14 protein-coding genes and 1 pseudogene are annotated in these 13,632 nt (G+C 67.1%); 8 read left to right on the top strand and 7 right to left on the bottom strand.

The window, feature by feature from the left end; translation table 11 throughout:
* Positions 1 to 364: 364 nt before the first annotated feature.
* The gene (locus FHP25_RS20905; RefSeq protein ID WP_147848900.1) at positions 365 to 880 is read right to left on the bottom strand and encodes a peptide deformylase; all 516 of its coding nucleotides are present in this window, start codon (positions 878 to 880) and stop codon (positions 365 to 367) included.
* Between the two features lie 72 nt (positions 881 to 952).
* On the opposite strand from FHP25_RS20905, the gene FHP25_RS20900 reads away from it, so the two are divergent.
* On the top strand, positions 953 to 1,708 hold the full coding sequence (locus tag FHP25_RS20900; RefSeq protein WP_147848899.1) for an NYN domain-containing protein: 756 nt from the start codon (positions 953 to 955) through the stop codon (positions 1,706 to 1,708).
* 68 nt (positions 1,709 to 1,776) lie between these two features.
* Here FHP25_RS20900 and FHP25_RS20895 read toward each other — a convergent pair whose 3' ends face one another.
* Positions 1,777 to 2,358, bottom strand: coding sequence for a hypothetical protein (locus FHP25_RS20895; RefSeq protein WP_147848898.1), 582 nt, complete (start codon positions 2,356 to 2,358; stop codon positions 1,777 to 1,779).
* A gap of 217 nt (positions 2,359 to 2,575) precedes the next feature.
* Between FHP25_RS20895 and FHP25_RS20890 the strand changes: the two genes are divergently transcribed.
* Positions 2,576 to 3,712, top strand: a complete 1,137-nt coding sequence (locus FHP25_RS20890) for an amidohydrolase family protein (RefSeq protein ID WP_147848897.1) — start codon at positions 2,576 to 2,578, stop codon at positions 3,710 to 3,712.
* Between the two features lie 139 nt (positions 3,713 to 3,851).
* On the opposite strand, the gene FHP25_RS20885 is transcribed toward FHP25_RS20890, so the two are convergent.
* Positions 3,852 to 4,070, bottom strand: a complete 219-nt coding sequence (locus FHP25_RS20885; protein WP_147848896.1) for a hypothetical protein — start codon at positions 4,068 to 4,070, stop codon at positions 3,852 to 3,854.
* 198 nt (positions 4,071 to 4,268) lie between these two features.
* On the opposite strand from FHP25_RS20885, the gene FHP25_RS20880 reads away from it, so the two are divergent.
* Both FHP25_RS20880 and FHP25_RS20875 read left to right on the top strand, forming a co-directional pair.
* A complete protein-coding gene (locus tag FHP25_RS20880) occupies positions 4,269 to 5,489 on the top strand; it encodes an ABC transporter substrate-binding protein (RefSeq protein WP_147848895.1) in 1,221 nt (406 codons plus the stop codon).
* Between the two features lie 323 nt (positions 5,490 to 5,812).
* Entirely contained in the window at positions 5,813 to 6,112 is a 300-nt protein-coding gene (locus tag FHP25_RS20875) for a hypothetical protein (RefSeq protein WP_147848894.1), read from the top strand.
* Positions 6,113 to 6,183: 71 nt separating this feature from the next.
* Here the strand turns inward: FHP25_RS20875 and FHP25_RS20870 are convergent, their stop codons facing one another.
* Positions 6,184 to 6,846 carry a M20/M25/M40 family metallo-hydrolase gene (locus FHP25_RS20870; RefSeq protein ID WP_147848893.1) on the bottom strand — a complete coding sequence of 221 codons (663 nt, stop codon included), beginning with the start codon at positions 6,844 to 6,846 and terminating at the stop codon, positions 6,184 to 6,186.
* 17 nt (positions 6,847 to 6,863) lie between these two features.
* On the opposite strand from FHP25_RS20870, the gene FHP25_RS20865 reads away from it, so the two are divergent.
* Together FHP25_RS20865 and FHP25_RS42650 are read left to right on the top strand one after the other, a co-directional pair.
* On the top strand, positions 6,864 to 7,091 hold the full coding sequence (locus tag FHP25_RS20865) for an addiction module protein (protein WP_147848892.1): 228 nt from the start codon (positions 6,864 to 6,866) through the stop codon (positions 7,089 to 7,091).
* A gap of 95 nt (positions 7,092 to 7,186) precedes the next feature.
* Positions 7,187 to 7,384, top strand: a pseudogene (locus tag FHP25_RS42650) (type II toxin-antitoxin system RelE/ParE family toxin); the annotation flags it as partial.
* Between the two features lie 85 nt (positions 7,385 to 7,469).
* Here the strand turns inward: FHP25_RS42650 and FHP25_RS20855 are convergent.
* Both FHP25_RS20855 and FHP25_RS20850 read right to left on the bottom strand, forming a co-directional pair.
* Positions 7,470 to 8,630, bottom strand: a complete 1,161-nt coding sequence (locus FHP25_RS20855) for a M20 family metallopeptidase (protein WP_147848891.1) — start codon at positions 8,628 to 8,630, stop codon at positions 7,470 to 7,472.
* Between the two features lie 271 nt (positions 8,631 to 8,901).
* Positions 8,902 to 10,155: a Zn-dependent hydrolase gene (locus FHP25_RS20850; RefSeq protein WP_147848890.1), complete on the bottom strand. Its 1,254-nt coding sequence runs from the start codon at positions 10,153 to 10,155 to the stop codon at positions 8,902 to 8,904.
* Between the two features lie 194 nt (positions 10,156 to 10,349).
* Between FHP25_RS20850 and puuE the strand changes: the two genes are divergently transcribed.
* Positions 10,350 to 11,258, top strand: a complete 909-nt coding sequence (gene puuE, locus FHP25_RS20845; protein ID WP_218578481.1) for an allantoinase PuuE — start codon at positions 10,350 to 10,352, stop codon at positions 11,256 to 11,258.
* Positions 11,259 to 11,413: 155 nt separating this feature from the next.
* On the top strand, positions 11,414 to 12,976 hold the full coding sequence (locus FHP25_RS20840) for an AMP-binding protein (protein ID WP_147848889.1): 1,563 nt from the start codon (positions 11,414 to 11,416) through the stop codon (positions 12,974 to 12,976).
* A gap of 123 nt (positions 12,977 to 13,099) precedes the next feature.
* Here the strand turns inward: FHP25_RS20840 and gpt are convergent, their stop codons facing one another.
* The gene (gene gpt, locus FHP25_RS20835) at positions 13,100 to 13,609 is read right to left on the bottom strand and encodes a xanthine phosphoribosyltransferase (RefSeq protein WP_147848888.1); all 510 of its coding nucleotides are present in this window, start codon (positions 13,607 to 13,609) and stop codon (positions 13,100 to 13,102) included.
* Positions 13,610 to 13,632 lie beyond the last annotated feature (23 nt).

Genomic DNA, 13,632 nt, shown 5'->3' with positions numbered 1-13,632 from the left:
CGTGATGCGGTTGCGCTTCGGCCACGTGCCGTTGGCCCTGCTCACCCCCGCCGGAAAATTCGAGCCGCTGCCGGGGGCGCGCCCCCGGCAGCGGCCAGCGGCGGCACCGAAAGTGTAACCGATGTATTCGGTCCAAAGTGTTACCTATGTATCCGGTCTAAAGTGTTACCGATGTATCCGGTCGTACAAGGGGCCCATCGCAAAGCGATGGGAGGGTGAGGGGTACGAGCGATCAGCCCCTGTTCCTGCCGCCTGGCTTGATCGTTCCTACCCCTCACCTTCCCATGCCTTCGGCATGGGCCCCTTCCTCTCCCCGCTGCCGCGGGGCGAGGAGACAACAGCGTTGGGCCATATGCGGTCGCCGTCATGCCGAGGCGGGGCCGTCGCCCTGCCTCAGCTTCAGGAACCGTTTGGTGAGGCGATCCCGCTTCAGGCGTGACAGGCGCTGAAGCCAGAAGATCCCGTCGAGCTGATCGATCTCGTGCTGCAGGCACACGGCGAGCAGCCCGTCGGCCTCCTCGGTGCAGGTCGCGCCGCCCAGATCCTGATAGCGCACCCGCACCCGGGCCGGACGCTCGACCTCGTCGGTGACACCCGGCATCGAGAGGCTGCCCTCCGGGTGACGGGCGGTTTCCGGCGACGCCCAGGCCACCTCGGGGTTCACATAGACGCGGGCCGCAGTGTCGGCTTCGAGCCTGATCACGACCAGCCGCGCCGGCACGTCGATGTGCGGCGCGGTGATGCCGATGCCGGCGGCTTCGCGCATGGTCTCCAGCAGGTCGTCGGCCAGCGATCGCAGGCCGGCATCGAAATGGTCGACCGGCGCGGCGATGCGGCGCAGGCGGGGATCGGGAAATCGCAGGATCGGCCGAATGGCCATCGCGGCACTCCAACAAGGCGGTCATCGATGTAGTATGCTGGCGACAGTCATGTCGACAGACAGGGAATGCCGATGGCCGCGGAAGCCCGCTCACCTCGACTTGCAGTGTTGATCGATGCCGACAACGCCTCGCCACGGATCGCCGACGGGCTGTTCGAGGAGGTGGCCAAGCTGGGCGAGGCCAGCGTCCGGCGCATCTACGGCGACTTCTCGGGCACGCGGCTCAAAGCCTGGGCCGACATCCTGTCCAAGCACGCGATCATCCCGTACCAGCAGTTCGCGTACACGACCGGCAAGAACGCCTCCGACATCGCGCTGGTGATCGACGCCATGGACCTGCTGCACAGCGGCCGCTTCGACGGCTTCTGCCTGGTGTCGTCCGACAGCGACTTCACGCGCCTGGCGTCGCGCATCCGCGAGCAGGGGTTGGATGTCTTCGGCTTCGGCGAGCAGAAGACGCCGGAAAGCTTCCGCCAGGCCTGCCGGCGCTTCGTCTACACGGAGAACCTTCTGCCGGAGGCGCCGGCAGTGAACCCGGGCGCGGGCTCCGTCGGCCGGCCGCTCGAGCCGCCGAGCGGGGCCACGCCGCTGCTGGAGCGGGCGATTGCGCAAATGGACAGCGACGACGGCTGGGTGGGCCTCGGTGCGGTCGGCTCGCGGCTGTCCACGCTGGCGCCGGATTTCGATCCGCGCACCTACGGCTTCGGCAAGCTGAGCGACCTGGTCCGCAAGACCGATGCCTTCGAGATTGATCAGACGGAAGGTCGTGGCATTCGGATCCGCATCAAGGCGCCGCCCGAGACCGGCAAGAAGAAGGCCAGGTCCTGACGTCTTCTTGGCGGCAGGAGCGGCTGAGGCTCCGCCGCGCGTCGCCTTCTGCAGTATTGCCGTGGCGGTCAGGCGTAGTCGTTGACCGGCCAGTTCAGCGGCTGTCTGCCGCGGAATATCCAGTCGACCATCTGCTGGTAGCGGGGGCTGCCCTCGGGACCGACCCAGGCCTCGGTCGCCTCGTACCAAGCCTGGTAGCTGCGGCGGCTCATGGCGACCGTGGGGCTGCACTTGCGCGTCAGGTACTCGGTGATGCCTTCGACGACGGCCGGCGCCAGGCCGGCGGTGCAGTAGTAGGTCGGATAGAAGCTGCTGTGGGAGACGGCATGGATCGTCTCGTGCACCAGCGTGCCGAAGTTGGCCGTCGTCGAGTCGAGGTTGAGGTAGATCACGCGGTTGCTGGGTGGATCGTCCGGCGTCACGAATCCGTTGATCTGGTCGGAGGTGATCTTGTCGGTGCCGAAGATGGCCAGGTTCGCCGTCCGGAACGTCTTGGTGTAGATGGAGTGGAAGACCGTGTCGAAGCCCTCGGTGAGCTTGTAGAACTTGTAGGCCGACGTGTCGGGCAGCGGGGTTGTCAGGTATCGCCGGTATTTCAGCCCGACAAGCGTCACTGCCCTTTGCGCGTTGGTTGGCGTTAGCTCGGACATGGTTCTCCCCGTACATAATGCCGGAACCCCGCGGCGATGGGACGCGCGCCGGGCAGGCGAGTCAAGGCGGGAGCGAGGACACGCCACCGCGGAGAGCGCCGGCGAGCTATGCGGCCGCGGATAGTCTCCCTTTGCGGCACGACGTGGCAACCGGGTCGCGGGCACGGCCGTCACGTGCCATCCTGTGCCGGACATCGCTCACGGGAGGCCTGCGCCCATGCGCTACGACGTCATCTCGGCTGACGGGCATATCGACCTCATCTGGCTGCCGCCGGATCTGTTCACCGCCAACGCCTCGGCCAGGCTTCGCGACCGCATGCCCTATGTCGAGGCTGGTCCCGACGGGCCGCACTGGATCAGCCGCAACGGGGCCCGGTTCGGCCTGGTCAACGGCATGGGATCGGCGGGACGCAAGTACGAGCCGGGCGTGATCCATCGCTCCGACCGCATGGCGTCGACCGGCCTCTACGAGGACGGCAGGAAAGGCATCCGCCGGCTGACCGACCCGGAGCTGCGGCTCAAGGATCAGGAGCGCGACGGCGTGCAGGCCGAGGTGCTGTACGGCGTGCTGGGCTCCAGCGGCCGGCTGAACGACGGCGAGGCGGCGGTCGAGATGCTGCGCATCTACAACGACTGGCTGCACGATTTCTGCCGCAGCCATCCCGACCGGCTGATCGGTCTTGCCAATATTCCCAGCCACGATATCGACGCTGCCGTGACCGAGGTGAAGCGGGCTGCCGACCGCGGAGTCCGCGGCATCGACGTCGCCAACCGGCCGGACATGATCCCGCTCTATGAGGAGGTCTACGAGCCGCTGTGGCGGATCGCGCACGAGACCGGCCTGCCGGTGCATTTCCACACCATCGGCGGCCGCTCGCCCGACTACAGCAAGATGACGCCCAAGGTCGCGCGCCGTGCCTTCGCCGCGCACATCACCAACTTCCAGATGCATATGGGCTACATGCTGATGTCGCTGATCTACAGCGGCGCGCTGGAGCGCCATGCCAACCTCAAGGTGGTGATCGGCGAGGCCGGCCTGGGCTGGATCCCCTATGTGCTGCAGCACATGGACATGGAATGGGAGGACCAGTTCAAGGACCTTGAGCTCAAGATGAAGCCCAGCGAATACTGGCGCCGCCAGTGCTACGCGACCTACCAGACCGATCCGATCGGCATCAAGCTGCTGGACGATTTGGGCGTCGACAACGTGATGTGGGGCTCCGATTTCCCGCATCCCGACGGCATCTGGCCCGATTCGCAGGAATACATCGCGCGCGAGCTCGGGCATCTGCCCGAGGCCACCCGCCGCAAGATCACCCGCGACAACGCCATGCGCGTGTACGGCCTGCAATAGGCGCTGACGGACCGTCATCCCGAGCGCAGCGAGGGATCTCCCGCGAATGGCGCACGGTGCGTCTTTCGCAGGAGATCCCTCGCTGCGCTCGGGATGACGGTGAACATGTGTGAATGCCGTAGCCCTGCGGTAGCGGCTGTCAGCGCCGAAGCTCCGGTCCGGAGCGGGACAGCCTCAGCGGGCTCCCCGAAGGCGCGATCGCCGTCAGGCTGAGCGCCTGGGATGATGTCTCCGGCAGCAGCTCCGCCGTCGATGGCCGGCTCGAATAGACGTCGTTGAAGAACAGCAGGCTCGAGGCTCCAAGCGCCAGGGCGGCAGCGATGACGCCGAGCATGAACAGGCGCGTCGACCGGAACATCGAAACCTCCCGTCGCCTTTCCGGCGCACGGCTTCATGGCGCCCATGATTGCTCGCAAGGTGGGCACAATTTTGTCAGCCTTTCCGACCGGCCATAGGAGGACATCGTCCGTCTTCAACTTTTTGGGATTGCCCACGGATTGCCGCAAAGCACGCGCGACGCTCCCGACAGCTAAAATTCAACAGCAGGGAGGAAGCGATGAGCGCCACCAGGCGTGCGTTTGTATTTGGCACGGCGGCAATGCCGGTGCTGGCTGTCGTCGCGCCGAGCTACGGCAAGGGCACCTACGACGACGGTGCGACGGATAGCGAGATCAAGATCGGCAACACCAATCCCTACAGCGGCCCGGCCTCGTCCTACGGCGTGATCGGCCGATGCATCGATGCCTATTGGCGGATGGTCAACGACCGCGGCGGCATCAATGGACGCAAGGTCCGCTTCATCAGCCTCGACGATGGCTACAGCCCGCCCAAGACGGTCGAGGTCATCCGGCAGCTGGTCGAGCAGGACAAGGTGCTTTGCACGTTCAACACGCTGGGCACGCCGACCAACACCGCCATCCACAAGTATATGAATGCGAAGAAGGTGCCGCAGCTCTTCGTCGCCACGGGCGCCTCGAAATGGGGCCAGCCGAAGAGGTTCCCGTGGACCATGGGGTTCCAGCCCGACTACCACACCGAGGCCGTCATCTACGCCAGGCACATCCTGGCCAACGTCAAGGATGCCCGGATCGCCGTGCTGATGCAGAACGACGACTACGGCAAGGACTACTACGACGGATTTCGGGAAGGGCTGGGCAAGGCGGTCGACAGGATCGTCAGGCACACCACCTATGAGACCACCGACCCGACGGTCGACTCGCAGATGATCCAGTTGAAGAATGCCGGTGCGAACGTCTTCTTCAACATCGCGATTCCCAAGTTCGCCGCGCAGGCGATCCGCAAGGCGGCCGAGCTTGATTGGAGGCCCGTCCAGTACCTGAACAATGTGTCATCATCCGTCGCGGCGACCCTGAAGCCGGCCGGCCTGGAGAACAGCCAGGGGATCCTCACCGGCCTCTACCTGATGGATCCCACCGACCATCAATGGGATGACAATGCCGATATGAAGACCTGGCGCGCCTTCATGGCCAAGTACATGGCGGACGCCAATACCGCCGACGGCAGCTATATATTCGCCTATGCCGTGTCGTACCTGATGGAGCAGACGCTCAGGAAATGCGGCGACACGCTGACGCGCGCCAACCTGATGAAGCAGGCGGCGAGCCATCACAATCTGCGCGTGCCGCTGCTGCTGCCGGGCATCACGGTCAGCACCAGTCCGACCGATTTCTATCCGATCCAGTCGATACGGCTGGCGCGCTTCAAGAACGAAACCTGGGAGCTGTTCGGCGAGGTCCTGTCGCACGAAAGCGTGTGAGCGCATGGGAAGCCCGGCGGTGCTCCTGCGAGCGCCGCCAGGGCAACGGCACGAGCCGCCGTGCGATGCGTTCACTGCTTGGTGATGTTGCTGACGTCGCTTGCCACAATGCTGCCTGAGTGGCGTCCATACATGATCGGTACCAAGGCAGCTTGGGTTCCTCTCACGTCGGCCGGCGCAAGGTCAGCGCCGCACGCCGCGCGATTTGTCTCGCCCCTGTGGCACCGAACGCCGATCGGATGGAGGAGCGGCAGCCGGCAAGGCGTCACGCACGTGCCTTCGACACGATCTGCGATGCTTGCGGGTAAGAAAGGATGACGGCCATGACAACGGAACTGGACAGAGCCAGGGCTGGAATGCTCGAGAGTCTGGATCGCCGCATCGAGGCCCGCCTCCGGGAGTTCCGGGAGCGCGGCGAGTTCGCCGATGTCCACGCGGCCGATTTCAGGGATGAGGACGAGAAGCAGGTCAGGATCGGGCAAAGGATGCATTCGGCATTGCAGCAAGGCAAGACGTTGCAGATTCTCGGGATCGAGGTGCAGCGTGACTTCATCGCCATGTACGAGGAGCTGAAAAAGCTCATGTACGTGCTCGACGCGGCCTCGATGAAGGCAATGAAGTAGCGGCGCGTTCGCGGCGTACCGGCGCGGGCAGGGCGAAACGTTCGGGTGCCATCTCCTCGTCCCGCGAGCGGCTACGGGATGCGCATTTTCACTGTCATCCCGAGCGCTGCGAGGGACCTCCCGCGGATGGCGCGCGGTGCGTCTTTCGCAGGAGATCCCTCGCTGCGCTCGGGATGACAGTCCTGATTTTCCGGACGCAAGCTCTCTCTTGGAGCCCCCCGCTCTGGAAGCACGGCCGCCAGCAGGATATGCGCGGCATCCTCCATCTGGGCGATCGGCACCGACTCGTTCGCCGCGTGCCCCTGGGTCTCCGAGCCCGGCCCGAAATTGATGATCTCGATGCCGTCGTCGGCGAAGTAGCGGCCGTCGCCGACGCCGGTGGCGTTGAGGAAGCAGGCCTTCTTGCCGGTGCGCGCCCGGATGGCGGCTTCCAGCGCGGCGACGCCGGCGCCGTTCTCCGGCGCGAAGAAGCCGTTGGTGCCGGTGAGGAACTCCACCTTGTATGTGCCGCGCGGCTCGCCGACACCGTCGACGACCTTCTTCAGCCGCTGCGCCGCATAGGCGCAGATCGCGACGCTCTCGCCGGGCGGGTAGGGGCTGGGTGGGCGCGGGCCAGGCCGGCCAAGGCTCCGGCACGCTGCGCGACGGTCGTGTCGAAAGCAAGGAGGCGGTCGCCGTAGTGCGCCACCAGCCCATCGAGCCACAGTGAAAGCGCCTTGTTGGGCGCCGGGCATCGTGAGAATATCGAATCATGTCTTCGACGAACTTCGCTGAGTTGCTGAAGCTGCCTGCCGACGAACGCGCCGAGCTTGCGATTGCCCTGTGGGAAAGTCTGACGGACGTAGATCGCAATGCGGAGTTAGAGATCGAGCCGGAGGATCGCACCGAACTCGATCGTCGCTGGGCGGAGCATCTGGCCGACCCCGGGTCGGCAGTTCCCTGGCATGACGTCCGCCGGAAGCTTCGCGACGGGACGTGACGCACGCCGTCATCTTTCGGCCGCACGCCGAGGAAGAAGCCCGAGCGGCTCGGCGGTGATACGAAGAGCAGAAAACGGGGCTTGGTGTCCGGTTCGCGGAAGCGATCGACGAAACCCTTCGGCGCATCGTTACCAATCCGTTGGCATTTTCCCGCGTTCATGGAGAGGTCCATCGGGCGGTCGTGCGCCGGTTCCCTTTTGGCATATATTTTCGGGTCCACGGGGATGACGTGGTCGTCCTTGCCGTGATGCATGGACGCCGGCATCCGCGTCGGTGGCAGTCACGCCGGTAGGAACTCCAAGCTGGCCTTCCCGCAGCAGCTCACTCAATCCCGAATTCGGGCGGCGATAGCGTCTTGATTGGCGATAGCGTCTTGGTTATAGCCGCACCCCGTTCAACCGCCCTACGGCCGCCAGCAGGATGTGCGCGGCATCCTCCATCTGGGCGATCGGCACCGACTCGTTCGCCGCGTGCCCCTGGGTCCCCGAGCCCGGCCCGAAATTGATGATCTCGATGCCGTCGTCGGCGAAGTAGCGGCCGTCGCCGACGCCGGTGGCGTTGAGGAAGCGGGCCTTCTTGCCGGTGCGCGCCCGGATGGCGGCTTCCAGCGCGGCGACGCCGGCGCCGTTCTCCGGCGCGAAGAAGCCGTTGGTGCCGGTGAGGAACTCCACCTTGTATGTGCCGCGCGGCTCGCCGACGCCGTCGACGACCTTCTTCAGCTCGGTGAACGCCGCCTTCACCTTCTCGCTCGGCAGCAGCCGGCGGTCGATCTCCACGGTGCAGGCGCTGGGCACCACGTTGGTGTTGTGGCCGCCATGGAACATGCCGACATTGACCGTCGATCGCATCGCGCCGGAGACGCGCTTGCGCAGCGCGCGGTCGTAGAAGGCCTGCAGGGCGCCCACCAGCCGCATCATGCGCAGGATGGCGTTGTCGCCGGCGTCCGGGTTGCCGGCATGCGCCGCCTTGCCGGATGCCGTGATGCGCGCCCACATCACGCCGCGCTCGGCGACGATCAGCTGATTCTCGGTCTGGGCTCCCAGGATCAGCACGTCGGGCTTCACCTTGCGCGCTGCGCGCAGGAATTCCATGCCGTTGGGGCCGAGATTCTCCTCGTCGGCGACGAAGGTGAAGACCACCTCGCCGGTCTGGGGGCCGCCGCGCCGCGCGATCTCCTCGGCCAGCCATAGCTGCACCGCCATGCTGCCCTTGCAGTTGCCGGCGCCCAGGCCATGGACCAGCCCACCCTTGACCGCCGCCTTGAACGGATCGGTCTTCCAGTTGGCGCGTTCGCCCACGCCCACCGTGTCGACATGGGCATTGAACACCGTGCTCGGGCCCTTGTTCGGTGCCTTCAGGCGCGCCACGACGTTGTCGACGCCCTTCACCTTGCGCGCGATCTCGACCTTGTAGCCCGCCTTCTTCAGCCGCTGCGCCGCGTAGGCGCAGATATCGACGCTCTCGCCCGGCGGATAGGGGCTGGGGATCGCGATCAGGTCGGTGAGGATGGAGACGAGCGGCTTGGCGAGCGCGGGCATGTCAGATCCTGGGTTGCGTTCCGAACACCTCTCCCCGCTCCCGCGGGGAGAGGTGAATTGCGCGTATGCGATAGCAGAGAAATTTCTTCGCTACGCCTGTTTTCGTTCCGTTGTGGGCAGCGTGGCCACGCCACATATACCGCGCCTTGATCGGCGATCGGGCGGAGGTGAAGGTGGCTCGGGCGACTTTCAGTCATTGTTGTCGTTGTTGTCACGCGTTTTGCCGGGACCGGTTCCGTTGTCCGCAAGCAGGCGGCGCGTGAATCGGGCGTCAGCGGTTGGCGAGGCGCAGCAGCGCCTCGACCAGCACGCGCGTGCCAGCCGCGAGATCGGCCGGGGTGGCGTTCTCGACCTCGTTGTGGCTGATGCCGCGCTCACAGGGCACGAAGACCATGCCGGTGGGGCAGAGCCCGGCGATATGCATGGCGTCATGGCCGGCGCCGGAGGGCATGTCCATGTGGCTGAAGCCCTGGCGCCGGGCGGCATCGCGCACCAGGCCGATCACATCGGGATCGAACACCGTCGGCGCCACCGCCATGGTGCGCTCGATGCTGGCGGTGCAGGGCGCGGCCCCGGCGGCCACGATCGCGCGCAGCTTGGCCTCGTGCGCATCCAGCACCTCGCTCGAGGGATGGCGCATGTCGATGGAGAAGCTGACGCGGCCCGGCACCGTGTTGGGCGAGCCCGGCTGCACGTCGACCCGGCCGATGGTGAAGCGCAGGGTATCGTCGGTGTCGCGCGTGGCGGCCTGCATGGCGCCGGCGATGGCGACGGCGGCCACGAACGCGTCCTTGCGCGCCGCCCGCGGCGTGGTGCCGGCATGCGCCTCCTCGCCCAGGATCTCGACCATGAAACGGCGGCTGCCCTGGATGCTGGTGACGACGCCGATCGTGGTGCCGGCGTTCTCCAGGCGCGGGCCCTGCTCGATATGCGCCTCGACATAGCCGTCGAGCGCGAAGCCCGGCGCATCGCCGCGCCGCGTTGCCGGCGCGGCGGCCAGGGTTTCGGCGAGCGCCTCGCGCAGCACGACGCCCTTCCAGTCCGTCACCGTCAGCGCCGAGGCCAGCAGGTAGTGGCCGGCGAATACCGCCGAGCCCATGGCGCCGGGCTGGAAGCGGCTGCCTTCCTCATTGGTCCAGGCCACGGCCTCGATCGGCCGCCTGGTGCGCACGCCGGCATCCTCCAGCGCCTCCAGCGCCTCGAACGCGGCCAGAACGCCGTACATGCCGTCGAAGCGGCCGCCGGTGGGCTGGCTGTCCATGTGCGAGCCGCTGAGGATGGGGCGGGCCTCATCATCGCTGCCGGCGCGGCGCACGAAGAGGTTGCCGATGGCGTCCGTGAAGACGCTGAAGCCGCGGGCCTTGGCCCAGCCCATCAGCTGGTTGCGGGCGGCGGCATCCTCGGGCGACAGGGCCTGGCGGTTGACGCCGCCCTTGGCGGTGCCGCCCAGCTTCGCCATGTCCAGGTGCCGCTGCCAGAGCCGGTCTTCGCGCACGGCGCGGGCTGCGCGGTCGATATCGTTCATGGCTCTTCACCTCTCCCGCATGCGGGAGAGGTCGGTGCGCGCAGCGCGCCGGGTGAGGGCTTCACGCGCGGTATCGCGTCTGTAGCCCCTCACGTCTCCGTCGCGCTTGTCACTGACCGCGCTCCCGGCACGGCATCGTCCCTGCTATACAAAAGTGGTCATGCATCGGCAATGCCGGGCGGAGGGAGGAAAGCATGCTGCGCGACCACATGAGCCGTGATCTGGTGGGGTACGGCGCCCATCCACCCGATCCGCAGTGGCCCGGCAACGCGCGCATCGCCGTCAGCTTCGTGCTGAACTACGAGGAGGGCGGCGAGAACACCGTGCTCAACGGCGATGCCGGCTCCGAGGTCTTTCTCAGCGAGACGCCCGGCGGCCAGCCCTTCCTCGGCATGCGCGACCTCAGCACCGAGACGGTCTACGAGTACGGCAGCCGCGCCGGCTTCTGGCGCATCCTGCGCCTGTTCGCGCAGCGCAACATCCACTTCACCTCCTGGGCGGTGGGCCGGGCGCTGGAGCTGAACCCGGCGGCCGGCAAGGCCATGGTCGAGGCCGGCCACGAGGTGGCCAGCCACGGCTGGCGCTGGATCAACTACAAGGACATGGCGGAAGCCGAGGAGCGCGACCACCTGCAGCGCGCCGTGCGCGCCATCGAGCAGAGCTGCGGCGTGCCGCCGGTCGGCTGGTACACCGGCCGGCTCAGCGCCAACACGCTGCGGCTGGTGGTCGAGCACGGCGGCTTCCTTTACTCCAGCGACTCCTATGCCGATGACCTGCCCTACTGGGTGCGCGTGGGCGAGCAGCCGCACCTGATCATTCCCTACACGCTGGAAGCCAACGATATGAAGTTCGCGGTGGCGCCGGGCTTCACCTCAGGCGAGGGCTGGTTCGCCTACATGCGCGACGCCTTCGACGTGCTCTATGCCGAGGGCGCCACGGCGCCCAAGATGATGTCGATCGGCCTGCACTGCCGGCTCGCCGGCCGGCCCGGCCGCGCCGCGGCGCTGGCGAAGTTCATGGACCACGTGCTGGCGCATGACCGCGTCTGGGTCGCGCGCCGCGAGGACATCGCCCGCCACTGGATGAAGGTGCACCCGGCGTAGTCCCTTCCCCGCTTGCGGGGAAGGTGGCCGAAGGCCGGATGGGGAGCCGACGTGATGTCTGTCACTGAGACCACGTCGGCTCCCCTCCGCCCCTTCGGGGCACCTCCCCAACTTTGTTGGGGAGGAAAACCCAGAACAAGCAGGGAGAAAGCGCCATGACGGATCCATTGTACGGCAGCCCCACCGGTGTCGACCTCACGTTGCGCGCCGTGCGGCAGCATCCGCGGCGCACGGCCTTCGCCTGGGATGGCGGCAGCCTCACCTATGCCGGCGTGGGTTCTCTGATCGGACGCATGCAGGCGGCGATGGCGGCGGCCGGACTCAGGCCCGGCATGCGCATGGCGCTCTTGAGCGTGAACCGCGCCGATGCCTGGTGCGCCGGTGTCGCGGCGCAGGCGCAGGGCCTGATCATCACCTGGCTGCATCCGATCGGCTCGCTCGAGGACCATCTGGATGTGCTGGACGATGCCGAGATCGAGGCGTTGGTGGTCGACGCGGCGCATTTCAGTGATCGCGGCGGCGAGCTGGCGGCGCGCCGCGCGGGCCTGAAATGCGTCTTCACGATCGGGCCGGCGAGCTATGGCAGCGACCTTCTGGCGGCGTCGGAGCGCGCCGGCGAGGTCAGCCCGCGCAGCCTGGCCGGGCCCGACGACTACGCGATCCTCGCCTATACCGGCGGCACCACGGGCAAGTCCAAAGGCGCGATCCGGCGCCACGTGTCGTGGACCGCGGTCACCAGCTCCATCCTGGCCAATTTCGAGCTGCCGCGCGCGCCGCGCTACCTGGCCGTAGCGCCGATCACGCATGTCGCCGGCACCAAGGTGCTGCCCACGCTCCTGCTGGGCGGCACGGTGCACCTGCTCAAGGGCTTCGATCCCGGGCAGGTGCTGGCCACCATCGAGCGCGAGCGCATCGACATGACGCTGCTGGTGCCGACGATGATCTATGTGCTGCTCGATCATCCGGCGCTGGGCAGGACCGATCTCTCGTCGCTCGAGCTGCTGATGTACGGCGCCTCGCCGATGTCGCCCAGCCGGCTGGTGGAAGGGCTCGAGCGCATCGGGCCGGTGTTCTCGCAGCTCTACGGCCAGACCGAGGGCTACCCGCTGTCGGTGCTCTGCAAGGCCGATCACGATCCGGCGCAGCCGGGGCTGTTCGCATCCTGCGGCCGGCCGGTGGCCGATGCCGATGTCCGGCTGCTCGACGATGAGCAGCGCGAGGTGCCGGTGGGCGAGGCCGGCGAGATCTGCGCCCGCGGGCCGCAGGTGATGGAGCAGTACTGGAAGCGGCCGGAGCAGACCGCCGAGGCGCTGAAGGGCGGCTGGCTGCACACCGGCGACATCGCCCGCGCCGACGAGCGCGGCTTCCTCTACATCGTCGATCGCAAGAAGGACATGATCGTGACGGGCGGCTTCAACGTCTTCCCGCGCGAGGTCGAGGACGTGCTGACCTCCCATCCCGACGTGGCGATGGCAGCGGTGATCGGGGTGCCCGATCCCAAATGGGGCGAGGCCGTGACGGCGCTGGTTGTGTGCAAGCCGGGCGCCGTGCCCGATGCCGGCGCATTGGCCCAGCTCGTGAAGGACCGCAAGGGACCGGCCCAGGCGCCCAAGCGGGTCGAGTTCGTCGAGAGCCTGCCGCTCACCGCCGTCGGCAAGGTCGACAAGAAGGTCCTGCGCGCCCGCTTCTGGGCCGGCCGGGATCGCATGGTGGGGTGAGCGAGCGCCGCTCCGTCATCCCGAGCGCAGCGAGGGATCTCCCACGAATGACGCACGGTACGCCATCCGCGGGAGATCCCTCGCTGCGCTCGGGATGACAGTGAGTCCGGCCCGCAAACGGGCTCACCGCCGCCGGTCGGTGGCCTTCAGCTCGACGATGGGTGTCGACATCACCGCCTCCTGGTCCCAGGGGAACAGGATCCAGGTGTCCTGGCTCACCTCGGTGATGAAGGTGTCGACCATCGGCTTGCCCGCCGGCTTGGCGTAGACGGTGGCGAAATGCGCCTTGGGCATCATCTCGCGCACGCGCTCGGCCGTGACGCCGGTGTCGACGAGGTCGTCGACGATCAGCCAGTCCTCGCCCGAGTCCTGCTCCGCCTGGGTGCCCTTGAGCACCTCGACCTTGCCGCCGCGCCTGGTCTTCTCATAGGTCGAGCAGCAGACCGTGTCGATCAGCCGCACATTCAGCTCGCGGGCCACGATCGCCGCCGGGACCAGGCCGCCGCGGGTGATGGCGACGAGGCCCTTGAACGGCCCGAGATCGGCCAGCCGCCACGCCAACGCCTTGGCATCGCGGTGCAGTTCCGTCCAGGACACGGGAAACATCTTGGTGTAGGTCGACTTGGCTGCCATCCAGGCTTTCTCCCCTCGTCCGG

The sequence above is a fragment of the Vineibacter terrae genome, assembly GCF_008039615.1.
Lineage (GTDB): Bacteria > Pseudomonadota > Alphaproteobacteria > Reyranellales > Reyranellaceae > Vineibacter > Vineibacter terrae.
This window is presented reverse-complemented; position numbering and strand designations above follow the sequence as displayed.

Excerpts from the sequence above, each read along its gene's own strand:
- FHP25_RS20905 (WP_147848900.1), bottom strand. The coding sequence starts at position 880 with ATGGCCATTCGGCCGATCCTGCGATTTCCCGATCCCCGCCTGCGCCGC.
- FHP25_RS20900 (WP_147848899.1), top strand. The coding sequence starts at position 953 with ATGGCCGCGGAAGCCCGCTCACCTCGACTTGCAGTGTTGATCGATGCC.
- FHP25_RS20895 (WP_147848898.1), bottom strand. The coding sequence starts at position 2,358 with ATGTCCGAGCTAACGCCAACCAACGCGCAAAGGGCAGTGACGCTTGTC.
- FHP25_RS20890 (WP_147848897.1), top strand. The coding sequence starts at position 2,576 with ATGCGCTACGACGTCATCTCGGCTGACGGGCATATCGACCTCATCTGG.
- FHP25_RS20885 (WP_147848896.1), bottom strand. The coding sequence starts at position 4,070 with ATGTTCCGGTCGACGCGCCTGTTCATGCTCGGCGTCATCGCTGCCGCC.
- FHP25_RS20880 (WP_147848895.1), top strand. The coding sequence starts at position 4,269 with ATGAGCGCCACCAGGCGTGCGTTTGTATTTGGCACGGCGGCAATGCCG.
- FHP25_RS20875 (WP_147848894.1), top strand. The coding sequence starts at position 5,813 with ATGACAACGGAACTGGACAGAGCCAGGGCTGGAATGCTCGAGAGTCTG.
- FHP25_RS20870 (WP_147848893.1), bottom strand. The coding sequence starts at position 6,846 with ATGCCCGGCGCCCAACAAGGCGCTTTCACTGTGGCTCGATGGGCTGGT.
- FHP25_RS20865 (WP_147848892.1), top strand. The coding sequence starts at position 6,864 with ATGTCTTCGACGAACTTCGCTGAGTTGCTGAAGCTGCCTGCCGACGAA.
- FHP25_RS20855 (WP_147848891.1), bottom strand. The coding sequence starts at position 8,630 with ATGCCCGCGCTCGCCAAGCCGCTCGTCTCCATCCTCACCGACCTGATC.
- FHP25_RS20850 (WP_147848890.1), bottom strand. The coding sequence starts at position 10,155 with ATGAACGATATCGACCGCGCAGCCCGCGCCGTGCGCGAAGACCGGCTC.
- puuE (WP_218578481.1), top strand. The coding sequence starts at position 10,350 with ATGCTGCGCGACCACATGAGCCGTGATCTGGTGGGGTACGGCGCCCAT.
- FHP25_RS20840 (WP_147848889.1), top strand. The coding sequence starts at position 11,414 with ATGACGGATCCATTGTACGGCAGCCCCACCGGTGTCGACCTCACGTTG.
- gpt (WP_147848888.1), bottom strand. The coding sequence starts at position 13,609 with ATGGCAGCCAAGTCGACCTACACCAAGATGTTTCCCGTGTCCTGGACG.